This window comes from Sphingomonas sp. (assembly GCF_031361285.1).
Classification (GTDB): Bacteria; Pseudomonadota; Alphaproteobacteria; order Sphingomonadales; family Sphingomonadaceae; genus Sphingomicrobium.
Map to the genome: position 1 here is coordinate 1 of NZ_JANMCO010000009.1, position 14,353 is coordinate 14,353.

The window sequence follows — 14,353 nt, forward strand, 5'->3', positions numbered from 1 at the left end:
CCGCGCGCCAGAGGGCGGTGCCTGCGATGCGCCCCCGTGGCGCTCGATCAGGTCCGGCCGCCTTAGCCGTGTGTCTTCGGATGCACGGTCGTGTCGCCACGCCGCGATCCTCGCATGATCCCCCGACCGCAGCACCTCGGGAATCGTGCGCCCTTCCCATGTGACTGGTCGGGTATAATGCGGATATTCGAGAAGCCCGTCTTCGAAGCTCTCTTCCTCTCCGCTAGAGGCCGCGCCCATTACCCCGGGGAGCAGCCGAACGCAAGCATCGAGCAAGACCATCGCGCCAAGCTCGCCGCCCGACAGCACATAGTCGCCGACACTGACCGGCTCGAGGTCGCGGCCCTCGAAGATCCGCTCGTCGAAGCCCTCGAAGCGGCCGCAGAGCAGAATAGCGCCGGGACCGGCAGCGAGATTGCGAACGCGGGCCTGGGTTAGCGGGACGCCGCGGGGTGTGAGGGCGAGCATCGGGCGGCCGTCAGAAACGCTGTCGAGCGCCGCGGCGAGCACGTCGGCGCGCAACACCATCCCCGCCCCGCCACCTGCCGGCGTGTCGTCAACGCTCTTGTGCTTGTCGGCGGCGAAATCGCGAATGTTCTTGGTATCCAAGCTCCATAGGCCATCCGCAAGCGCGCGCCCTGCGAGGCTAACCCCCAGCGGCCCGGGAAACATCTCCGGGTAGAGGGTGAGGACGGTCGCGCTAAACGGCATGCAGGCGAGCTAGTCCGGAACTACGCGGTCCACAATCCATTGGGCGATGATGGATGAACCTCTCGACTGCCTGATCATCGGCGGCGGCCCGGCCGGGCTGACCGCCGCCATATATTTGTCGCGCTTCCACTTGCGGATCCTGCTGGTCGATGCCGGCAAGAGCCGCGCGGCGATGATCCCGTGCACCCACAACCATGCTGGTTTCCCCGACGGCATCAGCGGCGTCGAGCTGATTGCGCGGATGAAGGACCAGGCCCAGCTCTATGGCACGCGGATTGAGGAGGATCGGGTGACTCGGCTCGATTGCGATGGCGAGCTGTTCAGGGCCACTTGGGGCTCGGGCTCAGCCAGCGCGAGGACCGTGCTGCTGGCCACCGGGGTCACCAATCGCCGCCCGCCGATGGACGAGGAATTGCACGACGACGCGCTTGCCCGCGGCTTGATCCGCTATTGCCCGATCTGCGATGGCTATGAAGTCACCGACAAGAAAGTCGGCGTCATCGGCAGCGATGCCAATGGCGTTGCCGAAGCGCTATTCCTGCGCAGCTTCACCGTCGACGTGACCCTGATCGCGCCCCACGCCGAGCTCGACCTGCCGGCCGAAGACCATGACACACTGAAGGCAGCGGGAATCGTGATGGTCGACGGGCCGGCCGAAGCGGTGGCGATCACCGGCGAGTGCATCATCGTCGACACCGCCGAAGGGCATTTCACCTTCGACAGCGTCTACCCGGCGCTGGGGTCGGATACGCACACCCAGTTGGCCGAGATGGTCGGGGCGCGTCTCGGCGACGATGGTTGCATCGGCGTCGATGCGCGGCAGCGGACCAGCGTGCCGGGAGTCTATGCGGCCGGCGATGTCGTCATCGGCCTCGACCAGATCAGTCACGCGATGGGCGAAGGCGGGGTCGCCGCCACGACGATCCGCAACGATTTGGCCAAGGTCGCGCCGCTGCTGCGTTAATTCCCTGCCGTCGTTGCGAGCGGAGCGAAGCAATCCAGTTTCTTCGTCTTGCTGGATTGCCGCGTCGCTGCGCTCCTCGCAATGACAGTTAGGCGAGAAAGTCCGGGTCGAGGATGAAGCGGCCGTCGATCAGGTCGGCGATGCCGGGCTTGAACGGAATCAGCGACCGTCGGCCGCCCTCGCCTTCGATTTCGAGCAAGTCGCTGGCGCCGAAATTCTCGACCGCGACGACGGTGCCGAGCGCGGTCCCCAGACCGTCAACACAAGGAATGCCAACCAAATCGGCGTGGTAATATTCGTCGTGGGCGAGCGGCGGCAAGGCAGTGCGCTCGATCTCGACCAGCGATCCGCGCAACCCTTCCGCGGCAGTGCGGTCATCAACCCCCTCGAAGTGAACGACCGCGCCCTTATTGTCGCCGCGCACCTTGAGCAGGCGACGCTCGACACCGCCGACGAACAGCCGGGCATGGTGGGCGAGGCTCTCGGCGCTGTCGGTGAACAGCTTCAAGCGCACCTCGCCCTGGATGCCATGGGCGCCGGCGACGGCAGCGAGCGAGATCCGCTCCACTAACTCCTCCCCGGCACGGGGAGATGGCAGTCCGCAGGGCTGACGGAGGGGGCCCTGAGACCTTCGCGGCGCCCCCTCCACCGGCGTACCGCCGGTCCCCCGCCCCGTTCCGGGGAGGATTGAGTCAGTCGGCCTTCTCGGCTTCGTCGGCGGGGGTTTCGTCCGCGCTAACTTCTTCTGACACTGGCGAATCGTCGATTGGCGGCGCGATTTCGTCCGCACCTTCAGCGGGTTCGGCCGCAGATTCGCCTTCGTTGGTTGGTTCGTCGGCAGGCACGGCTTCTTCGGCCACGGCCTCTTCGGCGGGAGCTTCCTCGGTGTCGGGCTCGACTGGAGCCTCCTCGGGAGCCTCTTCAGGAGCTTCTTGCGCGGTCACTTCCTCGGCGGGAGCTTCCTCGGAAATAACTTCTTCGGCTGGGGCCTCCTCAACTACTGGCTCTTCGACCGGCGCATTGGCGGCGGCTTCGGCGGCCTCGGCAGCAGCAGTCGCCTTGCCCTCACGCTCCTCGACGCGGGCCTTGGCCTTCTCGCCAGGCTCGCCCTTGTTGGGGTTGTTGCGCGCCGGCCGCTCGCGGATACCGGCGGCATCGAGGAAGCGCAGCACGCGATCGGACGGTTGGGCACCGACGCCGAGCCAGTGCGCAATGCGCTCGGCGTCGAGCTTGACGCGCTCGGGCGAATCCTTGGCGAGAAGCGGATTATACGAGCCCAATTTCTCGATGAAACGACCGTCGCGCGGGGCGCGGCTGTCGGCGACGACGATGCGGTAATAGGGCCGCTTCTTGGCCCCGCCGCGGGTCAGGCGAATTGAAAGTGCCATGGTTTAGTCTTCCTTCTTAGTGGGTTGAATTACTTCTTTGTGAATTTGTCGAAACCTGGTGGGAGGTTGAAAGCGGGACCGCCGAGGCCAGGCAAGGCGGGTCCAGCGCCACCAAGACCGGGCGGCATCGCCCCAGGTGCTAGCCCGCCAAGCGCGCCTTCCATGCCGCCTTTGCCGAACATCGCGGCGAGTTTCCCGAGCCCGCCCATCTTTTTCAGGCGCTTCATCACCGTCGCCATTTCCTGGTGCATCTTGAGCAATTTGTTGACCTCCTGAACGGTGGTCCCGCTGCCCTTGGCAATGCGGATCTTGCGCTTGGCGTTGATCAGGTCGGGCTTGGCCCGCTCCTTGGCGGTCATCGACGACATCATCGCTTCCAGATGGACCAGCGCCTTGCCGTCGCCGGCTTTCTCGGCCGCACCTTTCATGCCCTTGATGCCCGGCATCATCGACGCCAGCGCACCGAGTCCGCCCATGCGTTGCATCTGGCCGATCTGGGCGCGCAGATCGTCGAGATCGAACTTGCCCTTGAGCATCTTGCCGGCGAGCTTCTCGGCTTCCTCGGCCTGGATCGTTTCGGCGGCCCGCTCGACCAGGCTGACGACGTCGCCCATGCCGAGGATGCGGCCGGCGACGCGGTCAGGATGGAAGGCCTCGAGCTTGTCGATCGCCTCGCCGACGCCGGCGAACTTAATCGGCTTGCCGGTCACCGCGCGCATGCTGAGCGCCGCGCCGCCGCGGGCGTCGCCGTCGAGCCGGGTGAGGATGACGCCGGTCAGATCGACCTCGCCGGCAAAGCCCTTGGCGACGTTGACCGCGTCCTGGCCGGTCAGTGCATCGACGACGAGCAGGGTTTCGGTCGGGTTGGTGGCGGCAGCGACGGCCTTCATCTCGCCCATCAGCGCGTCGTCGACGTGGAGGCGCCCGGCGGTGTCGAGCAGCACCACGTCATAGGCCTGAAGCTTGGCCGCCTGGATGGCGCGTTTGGCGATATCGACCGGCTGCTGGCCGGCGACCACAGGCAGCGTGTCGACGTTCGCCTGGCGCCCCAGCACCGCGAGCTGTTCCTGCGCGGCCGGACGGGCGACATCGAGCGACGCCATCAGCACGCGCTTGCGCTCGCGCTCCATAAGCCTTTTGCCGAGCTTGGCGGTGGTCGTCGTCTTGCCCGAACCCTGCAGGCCGACCATCAGGATCACCGCGGGCGGAGTGACGTCGAGGTGCAGCTCCGACGCGTCCGAGCCGAGCATTTCGACCAGCGCGTCGTGGACGATCTTGACCACCATCTGACCGGGCGTGATCGAGCGCAGGACTTCGGAACCGACCGCTCGCTCGGTGACCTGGTCGACGAAGTCGCGGGCGACCGGCAGCGCGACATCGGCTTCAAGCAAGGCAACGCGCACTTCGCGCATGGCCGAACGGACGTCGGCCTCCGAGAGCGCACCGCGCCCGCGAAGCTTGTCAAAGACGCTGCCGAGCCGATCGCTCAGACTGTCGAACATTCCAATCTCCCGTCGATGTGCGCGCCAAAATGCAAAATCGCCGGCGGGCGAAACCTCGCCGGCCAGCGTGCACCCGTGGGCACGTGTCATCGATATGTGTCTAAAACGACGAGGCCGCGGTTAGTCGATGGGGGTGTGAGGGTCAAGGTGGACACTCCCTTTGCCCCTCCCTAAGTCACCCGGCGATGACGCGGCGGTTCGACAAGATGCACGGGCTTGGCAACGATTTTGCCATTTTCGACGCGCGGACCGAGCCGCTGGCGATGTCCGAGCAGCTGGCGCGGGCGCTGGCCGACCGCCGCACCGGCATCGGCTGCGATCAGCTGATCGTGCTTGAGCCGTCTGACGTCGCCGATCTTCGCATGCGGATCTGGAACCATGACGGTGGCGAGGTCGAAAGCTGCGGCAATGCGTCGCGCTGCATAGTCGCGCTGACTGGCGTCCAAACAATCGAAACTGGTGGCGGAGTAATCAGCGGCGCCGGCGACGGCAGTGAGATCGAAGTCGCGATTGCCGAGCCGCGCTTTGGCTGGGAAGACGTGCCGCTGGCCTATGCCATGGACACGGCCGCTTTGCCGATGGCGTGGGGTGAGCTTGAGCATCCGATGGCGCTCAGCGTCGGCAATCCGCATCTCGTGTTCTTCGTTGAGGATATCGAGAACATTCCCCTCGACGGGCTCGGCCCACTGATCGAGCACGACCCGGCGTTTCCCGACCGCATCAACATCAATGTGGCGGAGGTCGGCAGCGGCGGCATCCGCCTGCGGACCTGGGAGCGCGGCGCCGGCCTGACGTTGGCGTGCGGCACCGGCGCCTGCGCGACCGCCGTTGCCGCGATCGCCTCGAAACGCGCCCAGTCGCCGGTCAAGGTGACGATGCCGGGCGGCACGCTGAGCATCGCCTGGGCGCCCGGCGAACCAATCCGGATGCGGGGGTCCGCGACTCACGTGTTCACGGGTGAGATCGACCTGGAGACGTTCGGTTGAGCGTCGAGACGATCACGCTCGGCTGCCGCCTGAACTTCGCCGAAAGCGAAGCGATGCGGACGCAGATGCCGCAGGGCGAGGACTGGGTGATCGTCAACAGCTGCGCGGTTACCGCCGAGGCGGTGCGCCAGACCCGCCAGGCGATCCGCCGCGCCCGCCGCGAACGGCCCAATGCGAAAATCCTCGCTGCCGGCTGTGCGGTCCAGCTCGAGCCCGGGCGTTTTGCCGCAATGCCCGAAGTCGACCGCATCCAGGTCCGCGACTTCACCGCGCCACTGACCGTCGCCGCCGGTTTTTTGTCGCGGGTGCGCAGCTTCGTTGGCATCCAGACCGGCTGCGATCATCGCTGCACCTTTTGCACCATCTGGACCGCCCGCGGGCCGAGCCGCTCCTTGCCGTTCGAGGCGATCCGCACTGCTGTCGCGGCCGAGCTCGACAAAGGCGCGAAGGAAATCGTGCTCACCGGTGTGGATATTACGAGCTACGCAGATGGCCTCGGCATTCTTTGCCAGCGCCTGTTGGTGGCCGAACATCGGCTGAAACGCCTGCGCCTGTCGTCGCTCGACAGCATCGAGATCGACGACGCTTTGTTCGAGCTGATCGGCGGCGAGGCGCGGTTGCTGCCGCATTTTCATCTGTCGCTACAGGCCGGCGATGACCTGATCCTCAAGCGGATGAAGCGCCGCCACAGCCGCGCCGACGCGGTGCGCCTGGTGGAACGGATCAAGGCGGCGCGGCCCGACGCGACCATCGGTGCCGACATGATTGCCGGCTTCCCGACCGAAACCGAGGACATGGCCCAGCGCAGCCTCGGCCTGCTCGACGATTGCGACGTGATCGCCGCGCATGTCTTCCCTTTCTCGCCGCGCCCGAACACGCCGGCGGCGCGGATGCCGCAGGTCGAGCGCGATATCGTCAAAGGGCGCGCGGCGCGGCTGCGCGAAGCGGCGGCGGCACGGCGAAGCGCTTGGCTCGCCAGCCTGATTGGCAGCACCCAGCGCGTGCTGATCGAAAACAATGCCAAGGGGCACAGCGACGGCTTTGCGCCGGTGACGATCGCGGGGACCAGCCGAGGCAACATCGGCAACGCGCGCATTGTCGCCCGCGACGGCGACCACCTCGTCGGTGTCTTCGCATGAGTTGGCTCGACCGCCTGCGCGGCGGGTTCACCAAGACCGCCGCGAAGGTCGGCGAAAACCTCACCGCCATCACCAAACAGGCGGCGCTCGACACCTCGACGCTCGACGATATCGAGGAAGCGCTGATCGCTTCGGACCTCGGCCCCGAAGCGTCGCACCGGATTCGCGAAGCCATCGCCACCCGCCGCTTCGAGCAACTCGACGAGCGGGGCTTGCGCACCATCCTGGCCGAAGAGATTGAGAAAATTCTCGCCCCGGTCGCCAAGCCGCTCGAGGTGTGGGGCTTCCCGCGGCCGCATGTGGTGCTGGTGATCGGCGCCAACGGCTCGGGCAAGACGACCACCATCGCCAAGCTCGGCCATTGGCTCAAGGAGCAGGATTACGGCGTGCTGCTGGCCGCCGGCGACACCTTCCGCGCCGCCGCGATCGAGCAATTGCAGATCTGGGGCGACCGGATCGGCGCGCCGGTCATCGCCGGCAAGGAAGGCGGCGACGCCGCCGGCATCGTCTTCGACGGCGTCCGCCAGGCGACCGCGTCCGGCGAGGACGTGTTGATCGTCGATACCGCCGGCCGACTGCAGAACAAAGCCCATCTGATGGACGAATTGTCCAAGATCCGCCGCGTGCTCGGGCGCCTCAACCCCGAGGCACCGCACGATGTCTTGCTCGTGCTCGACGCGACTACCGGACAAAACGCCCTTGCGCAGGTCGAAGTGTTCAGGGACAGCGCCGGCGTGACCGGATTGATTATGACCAAATTGGACGGGACGGCGCGCGGCGGCATCCTGGTCGCCGCGGCCGAGAAGTTCGGCTTGCCGATCCACGCCATCGGCGTTGGCGAAGGGGTCGACGACTTGCGCCCGTTCGATGCGCGGGCGGTTGCCCGCGCCATTGCTGGCCTGCCCGAATGAGCAACAAGGCCGAACCCTCGGGCGGCGCCAGGTTGCTGATCGACCTTGGCCCATTGCTGGTCTTTTTCCTCGCCAATTTCCTCGCCCCGGTGCCGCCGGCGATCAAAATCTTCGTCGCTACCGGCGCGTTCATGGTGGCGATGGTGGCGGCGATGCTGTTTTCGGCGATCCGCTTCCACCGCGTTTCACCCTTGCTGTGGTTTTCGGGCGTCATGGTCGTGGTGCTGGGCGGGCTGACCATCTATTTGCACGACGAAACCTTCATCAAGATGAAGCCGACGGTCTATTACGTCCTCGTCGCGGCGATCCTCGCGTTCGGCCTGGCAACTAAGCGACCGCTGCTGAAATCGGTGCTGGGCAGCACCTACCCCGGGCTCGACGACGCCGGCTGGACCAAGTTGACCCGCAATTGGGCGTTGTTCTTCGCCGGCATGGCGGTGGTCAACGAAAGCGTGTGGCGCAACAGCTCGACCGAATTCTGGATCGGCTTCAAGATCTGGGGCGCGATCCCTCTCACTTTCCTGTTCGCACTGGCCAATGTGCCGATGCTGCTGCGCCACGGGCTGGCCCGCGAGGACGCCGTTGCCGCCGAACCCGGACCGATCGAATGACCGACGCCATCCTGTCCATCCGCGGCCTGCGCAAAGCCTATGCCAGCGGCACCGAAGCCCTCAAAGCCGTCGACCTCGACATCCGCCGCGGCGAGATTTTCGCGCTGCTTGGCCCCAATGGCGCCGGCAAGACGACGCTGATCAGCATCGTCTGCGGGATCGTCACCGCCAGCGGCGGCGAGGTGCTGGTCGACGGCAAGAATTGGCAGAGCGATTACCGCCACGCCCGCCAGCGCATCGGCCTGGTGCCGCAGGAACTGACCACCGACGCGTTCGAAAGCGTGTTGTCGACGGTCAGCTTCAGCCGCGGCCTCTATGGCAAGCCGCGCGATCCGGCGAGGATCGAGGATCTGCTCAAGCGGCTGTCGCTGTGGGACAAGCGCAAGGCCAAGATGATGGAATTGTCGGGCGGCATGAAACGCCGGGTGATGATCGCCAAGGCGCTCAGCCACGAACCCGACATCCTGTTCCTCGACGAACCCAGCGCCGGCGTCGATGTCGAGCTGCGCCGCGACATGTGGGACATGGTCCGCAAGCTGCGCACCGACGGCGTGACGATCATCCTCACCACCCATTATATCGAGGAAGCCGAGGAAATGGCCGACCGCGTCGGGGTCATCAGCAAGGGCGAACTGATCGCCCTGGAAGACAAGAAAGTCTTGATGAAGAAGCTCGGCCGTAAGACGCTGAAACTGACCTTGGCCGAAGCGATGACGACGATCCCGCCCGAGCTTTCGGACTGGAATTTGGCGCTCGAGGATGACGGCCACATCCTCTGCTACATGTTCGACGCCAACGCTGAGAAGACCGGCGTGCCATCGCTGCTGCGCCGGGTCAGCGACCTCGGCATCGGCTTCAAGGATTTGTCGACCCACCAGTCGAGCCTCGAGGACATCTTCGTCGGCCTGGTCCACGACGGCGGGCGCGGAGCAACGACATGAAAAACGCGGGCTTCAACGGCGAAGGCGTCGCCGCCATCTACCGCTTCGAAATGGCCCGGGCCGGGCGCACCTTGTGGCAAAGCCTGGTCACCCCGGTGATTACCACCGCGCTCTATTTCGTCGTCTTCGGCGCGGCGATTGGCGGCCGCATGGCGGCGATGGACGGGATCAGCTTCGGCGCCTTCATCGTCCCCGGCCTGACCTTGTTGTCGGTATTCATGCAATCGATCTTCAACGCCAGTTTCGGCATCTATTTTCCCAAGTTCACCGGCACCATCTACGAACTCTTGTCAGCGCCGATCTCGAGCCTCGAAGTGGTCCTCGCTTATGTCGGCGCGGCGGTCACCAAGTCGATGGTGCTGGCGCTGGTGACGCTGGTCACCGCGACCATCTTCGTCGACGTCCGCATCGAGCATCCAGCGATCATGCTGCTGTTCTTGCTGATGATCACCACGGCATTTTGCCTGCTCGGTTTCGTCATCGGCATTTGGGCGCAGAATTTCGAGCAGTTGCAGATCATTCCGATGCTGTTCGTCACCCCGATGACCTTCCTCGGCGGGGCGTTCTATTCGATCAGCGCGCTCGGCGAGCCGTGGCGCACGGTCACTCTGTTCAACCCGGTGGTCTATCTGGTCAGCGGCTTCCGCTGGACATTCTTCGGCATCGCCGACGTGCCGGTTTGGTCGAGCGTCGCGGTGATGCTCGCGATCATCGCCATCTGCCTCACCGCCATCGCCTGGATCTTCAAGAGCGGGTATCGGCTGAAGAAATAAGGTTGCGCCGCGCGGAAACCATCGGCCGGCCGATTGGCCCGGCGATATTTCTCAAGCGGCTCCAATTCCGAGGACACAATTCCGGCAATTCCGGGTAATTCCGGGGACACGTAATTCCGGGGACACGTAATTCCGGGGACACTAATTCCGGGGACACAATTCCGGGGACACCAATTCCGGGGACACCCAATTCCGGGGACACCAATTCCGGGGACACAATACTAATTAGCGAATCCCGGCTTGGGCCTGGGCTTGGGGCCGCGCTTGGCCGGGGCTAGCGGGCGATCGAGCTCGGCCGCCTGCCGCGCTACCCACGCCGCCGCGCCGAGCGGACGGCCGGTGCGCAGCCGGGCCTCGATCGCTCCGGCAGCCGCGGCGCCGTTTGCATCGGCATCGCCAAGCTCGGCGCCATAGCGCAGAAGCGCCCGCCAGTTCCTGACGTGCAGACCGAGTGCAGCGACGTCGGTCAGCGGATCGTGCGCCGTTCGCCGCCCGGCGACATGGCTGCGGGCGCTTGACCAGCGCCAGTCCTCGGCCCGGCGGACCATCCCGGCCGCGACCGGGTTATTCTCGACATAGCGGACCGCGGCGATCAGATGGCCGTCGTCCATTGGGTAACTGGCGAAGCGGCCCTGGAACAGGAAGCCTCGCCAGTCCTCGCGAAAATTGATCCGCCGCGTGTAGCGCCGGTGCGCCTCGCCAAGCGTGGCGCGCAGTCCGTCGACGCTTTGCGGGACCAGGATCAGGTGGACATGATTGTCCATCAGGCACCAGGCGAGGCAGCGGGTGCCGGTCGCGGCACAAGCGGCGGCGAGCTCGGCGAGATAAGCGACGCGGTCCGCATCCGAGAAGAAAATCGGCAAGCGGCGATTGCCGCGCTGCGTGATATGATGGGCGACATGAGGAATAACGACGCGCGCAAGCCTGGCCATCAGGCGGTGTTTAATCCACCGGCGCGGCGGCGTCTATTTAGTATTGTGTCCCCGGAATTGTGGTGTCCCCGGAATTGTGCGGTTCGTACATATCTGTCGTAAGAGCCATCGCTGGTCCACGGTATTGAGGGAATGAATATGTTTGCCGTAATAGCCATTGCCTTGGCGCTCTCTGCCTGCAACGCACACGATGTATCGAACGATGTGAACAAACCCTTGGCTCAGGCACAGGTCCCTTCCACTTCGGATTTTAAAACGGTGAATAAATTGATATCGGCTTTCGCGGCGCGAAATCACTTTGCCTTGCAGCCTTTGATCAGCCAACCGCAAGGCGCAGTTGACTTTAGTATGCGGCTGTTCCGGGACGACATCACTGTCACCATCACGAGACTTAGAGGCGGCCCCATTCAGTTGGCTGGCTTTCCTTTGTGCGCGTGTGAATTGAACCGACGTATTGGCCTCCAAAGTGCTGCCAATTCTGCAGTTGATGAACTCCAGCGGCAACTTTCAGGGCAATAATTCTTTCGCGGAATTAGAATGACAGAATTACGAAATTACGGTGAAATTACGGTGACAGTTTTAATTACGGTGACATTAATTTTAATTACGGTGACAGTTTACTAAATGCACCAAACTCGCCGCCTTCAGAATAGGCTGTCCTATAGATAACCAGATGGGTTATGATGAGCGTTCCGAGTCGAGGACGACGCCATTGGCCATGCTGAATCTTTCAAAGCTGTTCGATCCTTGCCCCCCTGTGGGCCGGAGCCGCGCGCCCGGACGAATTTCTCGCGCGCAATACAGAGCAACCTTGGCAACCTTCCGCGCCGTGCCGCGCCCGGCGCCCGCCCCTTGCGGACCCGGCCCCGGCGGGCTTAACGGGGCGCGACGCCTGGGCTCGATCGGGGCGCAGCAAAGGGGATGATGATGGGCAAGCTGTTCGACAATTTGTGGCTGGTGCTGGGCCTTGGGTTCGCGCTGGCGCTGGGCCTGATGGCCGCGGTCCACGCCGAGACGTTGAGCGCCGAAGCGGTGCTGCGCTGGCTGCACGTGTTCTTCGGGATCACCTGGATCGGCCTGCTCTATTATTTCAACTTCGTGCAGATCCCGGTGATGCCGACGGTGCCGGCCGAATTGAAGCCCGGGGTGACCAAATATATCGCCCCCAAGGCTTTGTTCTATTTCCGCTGGGGCGCCGCGTTCACCGTGCTGACCGGCCTGACGCTGGCCTGGGTGAAGAATTATCTGGTCGAGGCGCTGACTTTCCGCAGCGGCTTTTTGCTGATCGGCATCGGCATGTGGCTGGCGCTGATCATGGCGTTGAACGTCTGGGCGATCATCTGGCCCAACCAGCAGCGCGTGCTGGGCCTGGTCGCGGCGGACGATGCCAGCAAGGCCAAGTCGGCGCGGACCGCGCTGGTCGCATCGCGGACCAACGTCCTGCTCTCGATCCCGATGCTCTACGCAATGGCGACGTTCCAGACACTGGGGAGCTGATCGCCTGCCTGGCTAGCGGACCGAGTAGCGGCGCAGCTGAGCGGCGGGCAACGACCAGCCGGGAGCAAGCTCGTGGGCCCGCATCAGGTCGGCGTAAGCCTGTCTGACATGCCCCAATTGCTCGTTGGCGATGCCGCGGGCGTACATCGCCAAGGCCGGGCGGATGGTTCGCGCCTGCATGGCCTGCTCGATCAGCGGAACAGCGGCGTTGGGCTGATTCTGTCGGAGCCGGAGAAGGCCTTTGTTCAGCCACGCCTCGGGCTCGTTCCGGTCCATGGATAGCGCAGTGTCGAAATCGCGGTCGGCGCCAATTTGATCGCCAAGGTTCATGCGCACGATCCCGCGATTGACGAGTGTCGCGACACGATCGTCGAAGGCGAGCGGTTCGCCATCGAGAGCACGCGTGCAATCTGCCAGCGCCAGCGGAGTCACTTTGTAATTCAGCGAAGCCTGGTAGCAGCCTGAAGCGAGGCTGCCGACAGTAAACACCGAAGCCTGGGCCGGCGCGGTTCCGGCGACCAATGCTGTGGCAGCGACGGATAACATCAAGACCTTCATCGAACGTCTCCCCATTCCAGCACCGCCGCTATACCAGGTTCAAGACAATATTTCGCCTGCGTTTCGACGAACGTCAGCGCGTTTAAGCGGCGGTATCCTGCAGCTTGTGGCGCTTCAGCGCGTGGCGGAGTTGGTCGTAGCTTAGCCCAAGCGCGGCCGCCGTTGCTCTTTGGTTGAAGCGATTGCGGGCCAGCGCGTCTTCGAGCAGCGATCGTTCGTATGCGGTAACGGCGGCACGGAAGTCGTTGGCTGGGGCACTGGCATCGGGAGTGGCCGCCGTGGCCGGCGTAGCTTCGGGCAGTGACGGCGACCGCGGTTCATCGTCGGTGACCCAGGGCGATTCGAACGGGTCGAACTGGACCTGGTCGATGTCCCGCTCGGGGTCTTCGGCGCGATACACGGCGCGCTCGACGACGTTGCGCAGCTCCCGCACATTGCCCGGCCACGGATAGGCTTCGAGCTCGGCGACCAGGCGCGACGAAAAGCCCGGCCAGTTCGGCCAATCGAGCTCGACCGCCATGCGCCTGCCGAAATATTCCGATAGGAGCGAAATGTCGCCGGTCCGCACCCTGAGCGGCGGCAAGGTCACGACCTCGAACGACAATCGATCGAGCAGGTCGGCACGAAACAGGCCGCGGTCGACCAGCCCGGGCAAATGCGCATTGGTCGCGGCGACGATCCGCACGTCGACAGAAATCGGCTTCGACGCGCCGATCCGGGTGACTTCGCCATATTCGACCGCCCGCAGCAGGCGGTCCTGCGCCGGCGATGACAAGGTTGCTAGCTCGTCGAGGAACAGGGTGCCGCCATCGGCTTCCTCGAACCGGCCGTGGCGGGTTTTTGAGGCACCAGTGAAGCTGCCCGCTTCGTGACCGAACAGTTCGGCCTCAATCAAATTTTCAGGCAGCGCGGCGCAGTTCATCGTCACTAGCGGGCCCGACCAGCGCGGCGACAGATGGTGGAGCCGCTCGGCGATCAGTTCCTTGCCGGTCCCGCGCTCGCCGATGACCAGGACCGGACGATTAAGCGGCGCGGCGCGGCTGGCTCGCTCGACCGCGTCGAGAAAGGCCAGGCTCTGCCCGACGAATTGATTTGACCGCTCCATTACGTCTCATTCATAAAAATCTGACCGACTGTTGGTGGTAAACCCCATCTCTTGGCAAGATATTTCCTGTGTTTGCGAAGCGAAGATTACCGCTTATCACGGCTTTCCGGGCTTTATAGAATGCTGGCACGCCTCTTGTATTACATATTGGGTACACAGGGCCCTGATTTTGAATGCGGAGTGCTGGAATGAGTATCTTTTCCCGGACGCGGGACATTTTCGCGGCGAACATGACCGAGTTATTGGACCGTTCGGAGGATCCGTCGCGGATGATCCGGATGATCATCCTCGAGATGGAGGAGACGTTGGTCGACGTGCGGGCGTCGGCGGCGCGG

16 protein-coding genes and 1 pseudogene are annotated in these 14,353 nt (G+C 64.4%); 10 read left to right on the plus strand and 7 right to left on the minus strand.

Annotated features, from left to right (window positions below; translation table 11 throughout):
• Nucleotides 1–711, minus strand: a 711-nt coding sequence (gene trmD / locus RMO25_RS00255) for a tRNA (guanosine(37)-N1)-methyltransferase TrmD (RefSeq protein WP_309660596.1), incomplete at its 3' end; no start/stop codon positions are given.
• 49 nt (nucleotides 712–760) lie between these two features.
• Here trmD and RMO25_RS00260 point away from each other — a divergent pair.
• Nucleotides 761–1,675 carry an NAD(P)/FAD-dependent oxidoreductase gene (locus tag RMO25_RS00260; protein WP_309660609.1) on the plus strand — a complete coding sequence of 305 codons (915 nt, stop codon included), beginning with the start codon at nucleotides 761–763 and terminating at the stop codon, nucleotides 1,673–1,675.
• 88 nt (nucleotides 1,676–1,763) lie between these two features.
• Here the strand turns inward: RMO25_RS00260 and rimM are convergent, their stop codons facing one another.
• The 3 genes and pseudogenes from rimM to ffh all read right to left on the minus strand — a co-directional run bounded on the left by rimM (nucleotide 1,764) and on the right by ffh (nucleotide 4,565).
• On the minus strand, nucleotides 1,764–2,243 hold the full coding sequence (gene rimM / locus RMO25_RS00265; RefSeq protein ID WP_309660597.1) for a ribosome maturation factor RimM: 480 nt from the start codon (nucleotides 2,241–2,243) through the stop codon (nucleotides 1,764–1,766).
• A gap of 352 nt (nucleotides 2,244–2,595) precedes the next feature.
• Nucleotides 2,596–3,063, minus strand: a pseudogene (rpsP, locus tag RMO25_RS00270) (30S ribosomal protein S16); the annotation flags it as partial.
• A gap of 29 nt (nucleotides 3,064–3,092) precedes the next feature.
• On the minus strand, nucleotides 3,093–4,565 hold the full coding sequence (ffh, locus tag RMO25_RS00275) for a signal recognition particle protein (RefSeq protein WP_309660598.1): 1,473 nt from the start codon (nucleotides 4,563–4,565) through the stop codon (nucleotides 3,093–3,095).
• Between the two features lie 185 nt (nucleotides 4,566–4,750).
• Here ffh and dapF point away from each other — a divergent pair, with 185 nt between their 5' ends.
• The 6 genes from dapF to RMO25_RS00305 are packed head-to-tail and all read left to right on the plus strand — an operon-like array spanning nucleotide 4,751 to nucleotide 9,926.
• Nucleotides 4,751–5,551 (plus strand): diaminopimelate epimerase, encoded by an 801-nt coding sequence (gene dapF, locus RMO25_RS00280; protein WP_309660599.1) that lies wholly within the window; start codon nucleotides 4,751–4,753, stop codon nucleotides 5,549–5,551.
• Nucleotides 5,548–6,690 (plus strand): radical SAM protein, encoded by a 1,143-nt coding sequence (locus RMO25_RS00285; protein ID WP_309660600.1) that lies wholly within the window; start codon nucleotides 5,548–5,550, stop codon nucleotides 6,688–6,690. Before dapF ends, RMO25_RS00285 begins: the two co-directional genes overlap by 4 nt.
• Nucleotides 6,687–7,601 carry a signal recognition particle-docking protein FtsY gene (ftsY, locus tag RMO25_RS00290; protein WP_309660601.1) on the plus strand — a complete coding sequence of 305 codons (915 nt, stop codon included), beginning with the start codon at nucleotides 6,687–6,689 and terminating at the stop codon, nucleotides 7,599–7,601. The genes RMO25_RS00285 and ftsY overlap by 4 nt, the downstream gene beginning before the upstream one ends.
• On the plus strand, nucleotides 7,598–8,212 hold the full coding sequence (locus RMO25_RS00295) for a septation protein A (protein ID WP_309660602.1): 615 nt from the start codon (nucleotides 7,598–7,600) through the stop codon (nucleotides 8,210–8,212). Before ftsY ends, RMO25_RS00295 begins: the two co-directional genes overlap by 4 nt.
• Nucleotides 8,209–9,153: an ABC transporter ATP-binding protein gene (locus RMO25_RS00300; protein ID WP_309660603.1), complete on the plus strand. Its 945-nt coding sequence runs from the start codon at nucleotides 8,209–8,211 to the stop codon at nucleotides 9,151–9,153. Before RMO25_RS00295 ends, RMO25_RS00300 begins: the two co-directional genes overlap by 4 nt.
• Nucleotides 9,150–9,926 carry an ABC transporter permease gene (locus RMO25_RS00305; protein ID WP_309660604.1) on the plus strand — a complete coding sequence of 259 codons (777 nt, stop codon included), beginning with the start codon at nucleotides 9,150–9,152 and terminating at the stop codon, nucleotides 9,924–9,926. Before RMO25_RS00300 ends, RMO25_RS00305 begins: the two co-directional genes overlap by 4 nt.
• 221 nt (nucleotides 9,927–10,147) lie before the next feature.
• On the opposite strand, the gene RMO25_RS00310 is transcribed toward RMO25_RS00305, so the two are convergent.
• Entirely contained in the window at nucleotides 10,148–10,858 is a 711-nt protein-coding gene (locus RMO25_RS00310) for a transposase (RefSeq protein WP_309660605.1), read from the minus strand.
• Between the two features lie 132 nt (nucleotides 10,859–10,990).
• Here RMO25_RS00310 and RMO25_RS00315 point away from each other — a divergent pair, with 132 nt between their 5' ends.
• Both RMO25_RS00315 and RMO25_RS00320 read left to right on the plus strand, forming a co-directional pair.
• Nucleotides 10,991–11,377, plus strand: coding sequence for a hypothetical protein (locus RMO25_RS00315; RefSeq protein ID WP_309660606.1), 387 nt, complete (start codon nucleotides 10,991–10,993; stop codon nucleotides 11,375–11,377).
• Nucleotides 11,378–11,785: 408 nt separating this feature from the next.
• Entirely contained in the window at nucleotides 11,786–12,355 is a 570-nt protein-coding gene (locus RMO25_RS00320; protein WP_309660610.1) for a urate hydroxylase PuuD, read from the plus strand.
• Nucleotides 12,356–12,367: 12 nt separating this feature from the next.
• Here RMO25_RS00320 and RMO25_RS00325 read toward each other — a convergent pair whose 3' ends face one another.
• Both RMO25_RS00325 and pspF read right to left on the minus strand, forming a co-directional pair.
• Entirely contained in the window at nucleotides 12,368–12,913 is a 546-nt protein-coding gene (locus RMO25_RS00325; protein ID WP_309660607.1) for a hypothetical protein, read from the minus strand.
• A gap of 82 nt (nucleotides 12,914–12,995) precedes the next feature.
• Nucleotides 12,996–14,018 (minus strand): phage shock protein operon transcriptional activator, encoded by a 1,023-nt coding sequence (gene pspF, locus RMO25_RS00330; RefSeq protein WP_309660608.1) that lies wholly within the window; start codon nucleotides 14,016–14,018, stop codon nucleotides 12,996–12,998.
• 188 nt (nucleotides 14,019–14,206) lie between these two features.
• On the opposite strand from pspF, the gene RMO25_RS00335 reads away from it, so the two are divergent.
• A partial coding sequence (locus RMO25_RS00335; protein ID WP_309660611.1) for a PspA/IM30 family protein occupies nucleotides 14,207–14,353 on the plus strand: 147 nt, incomplete at its 3' end.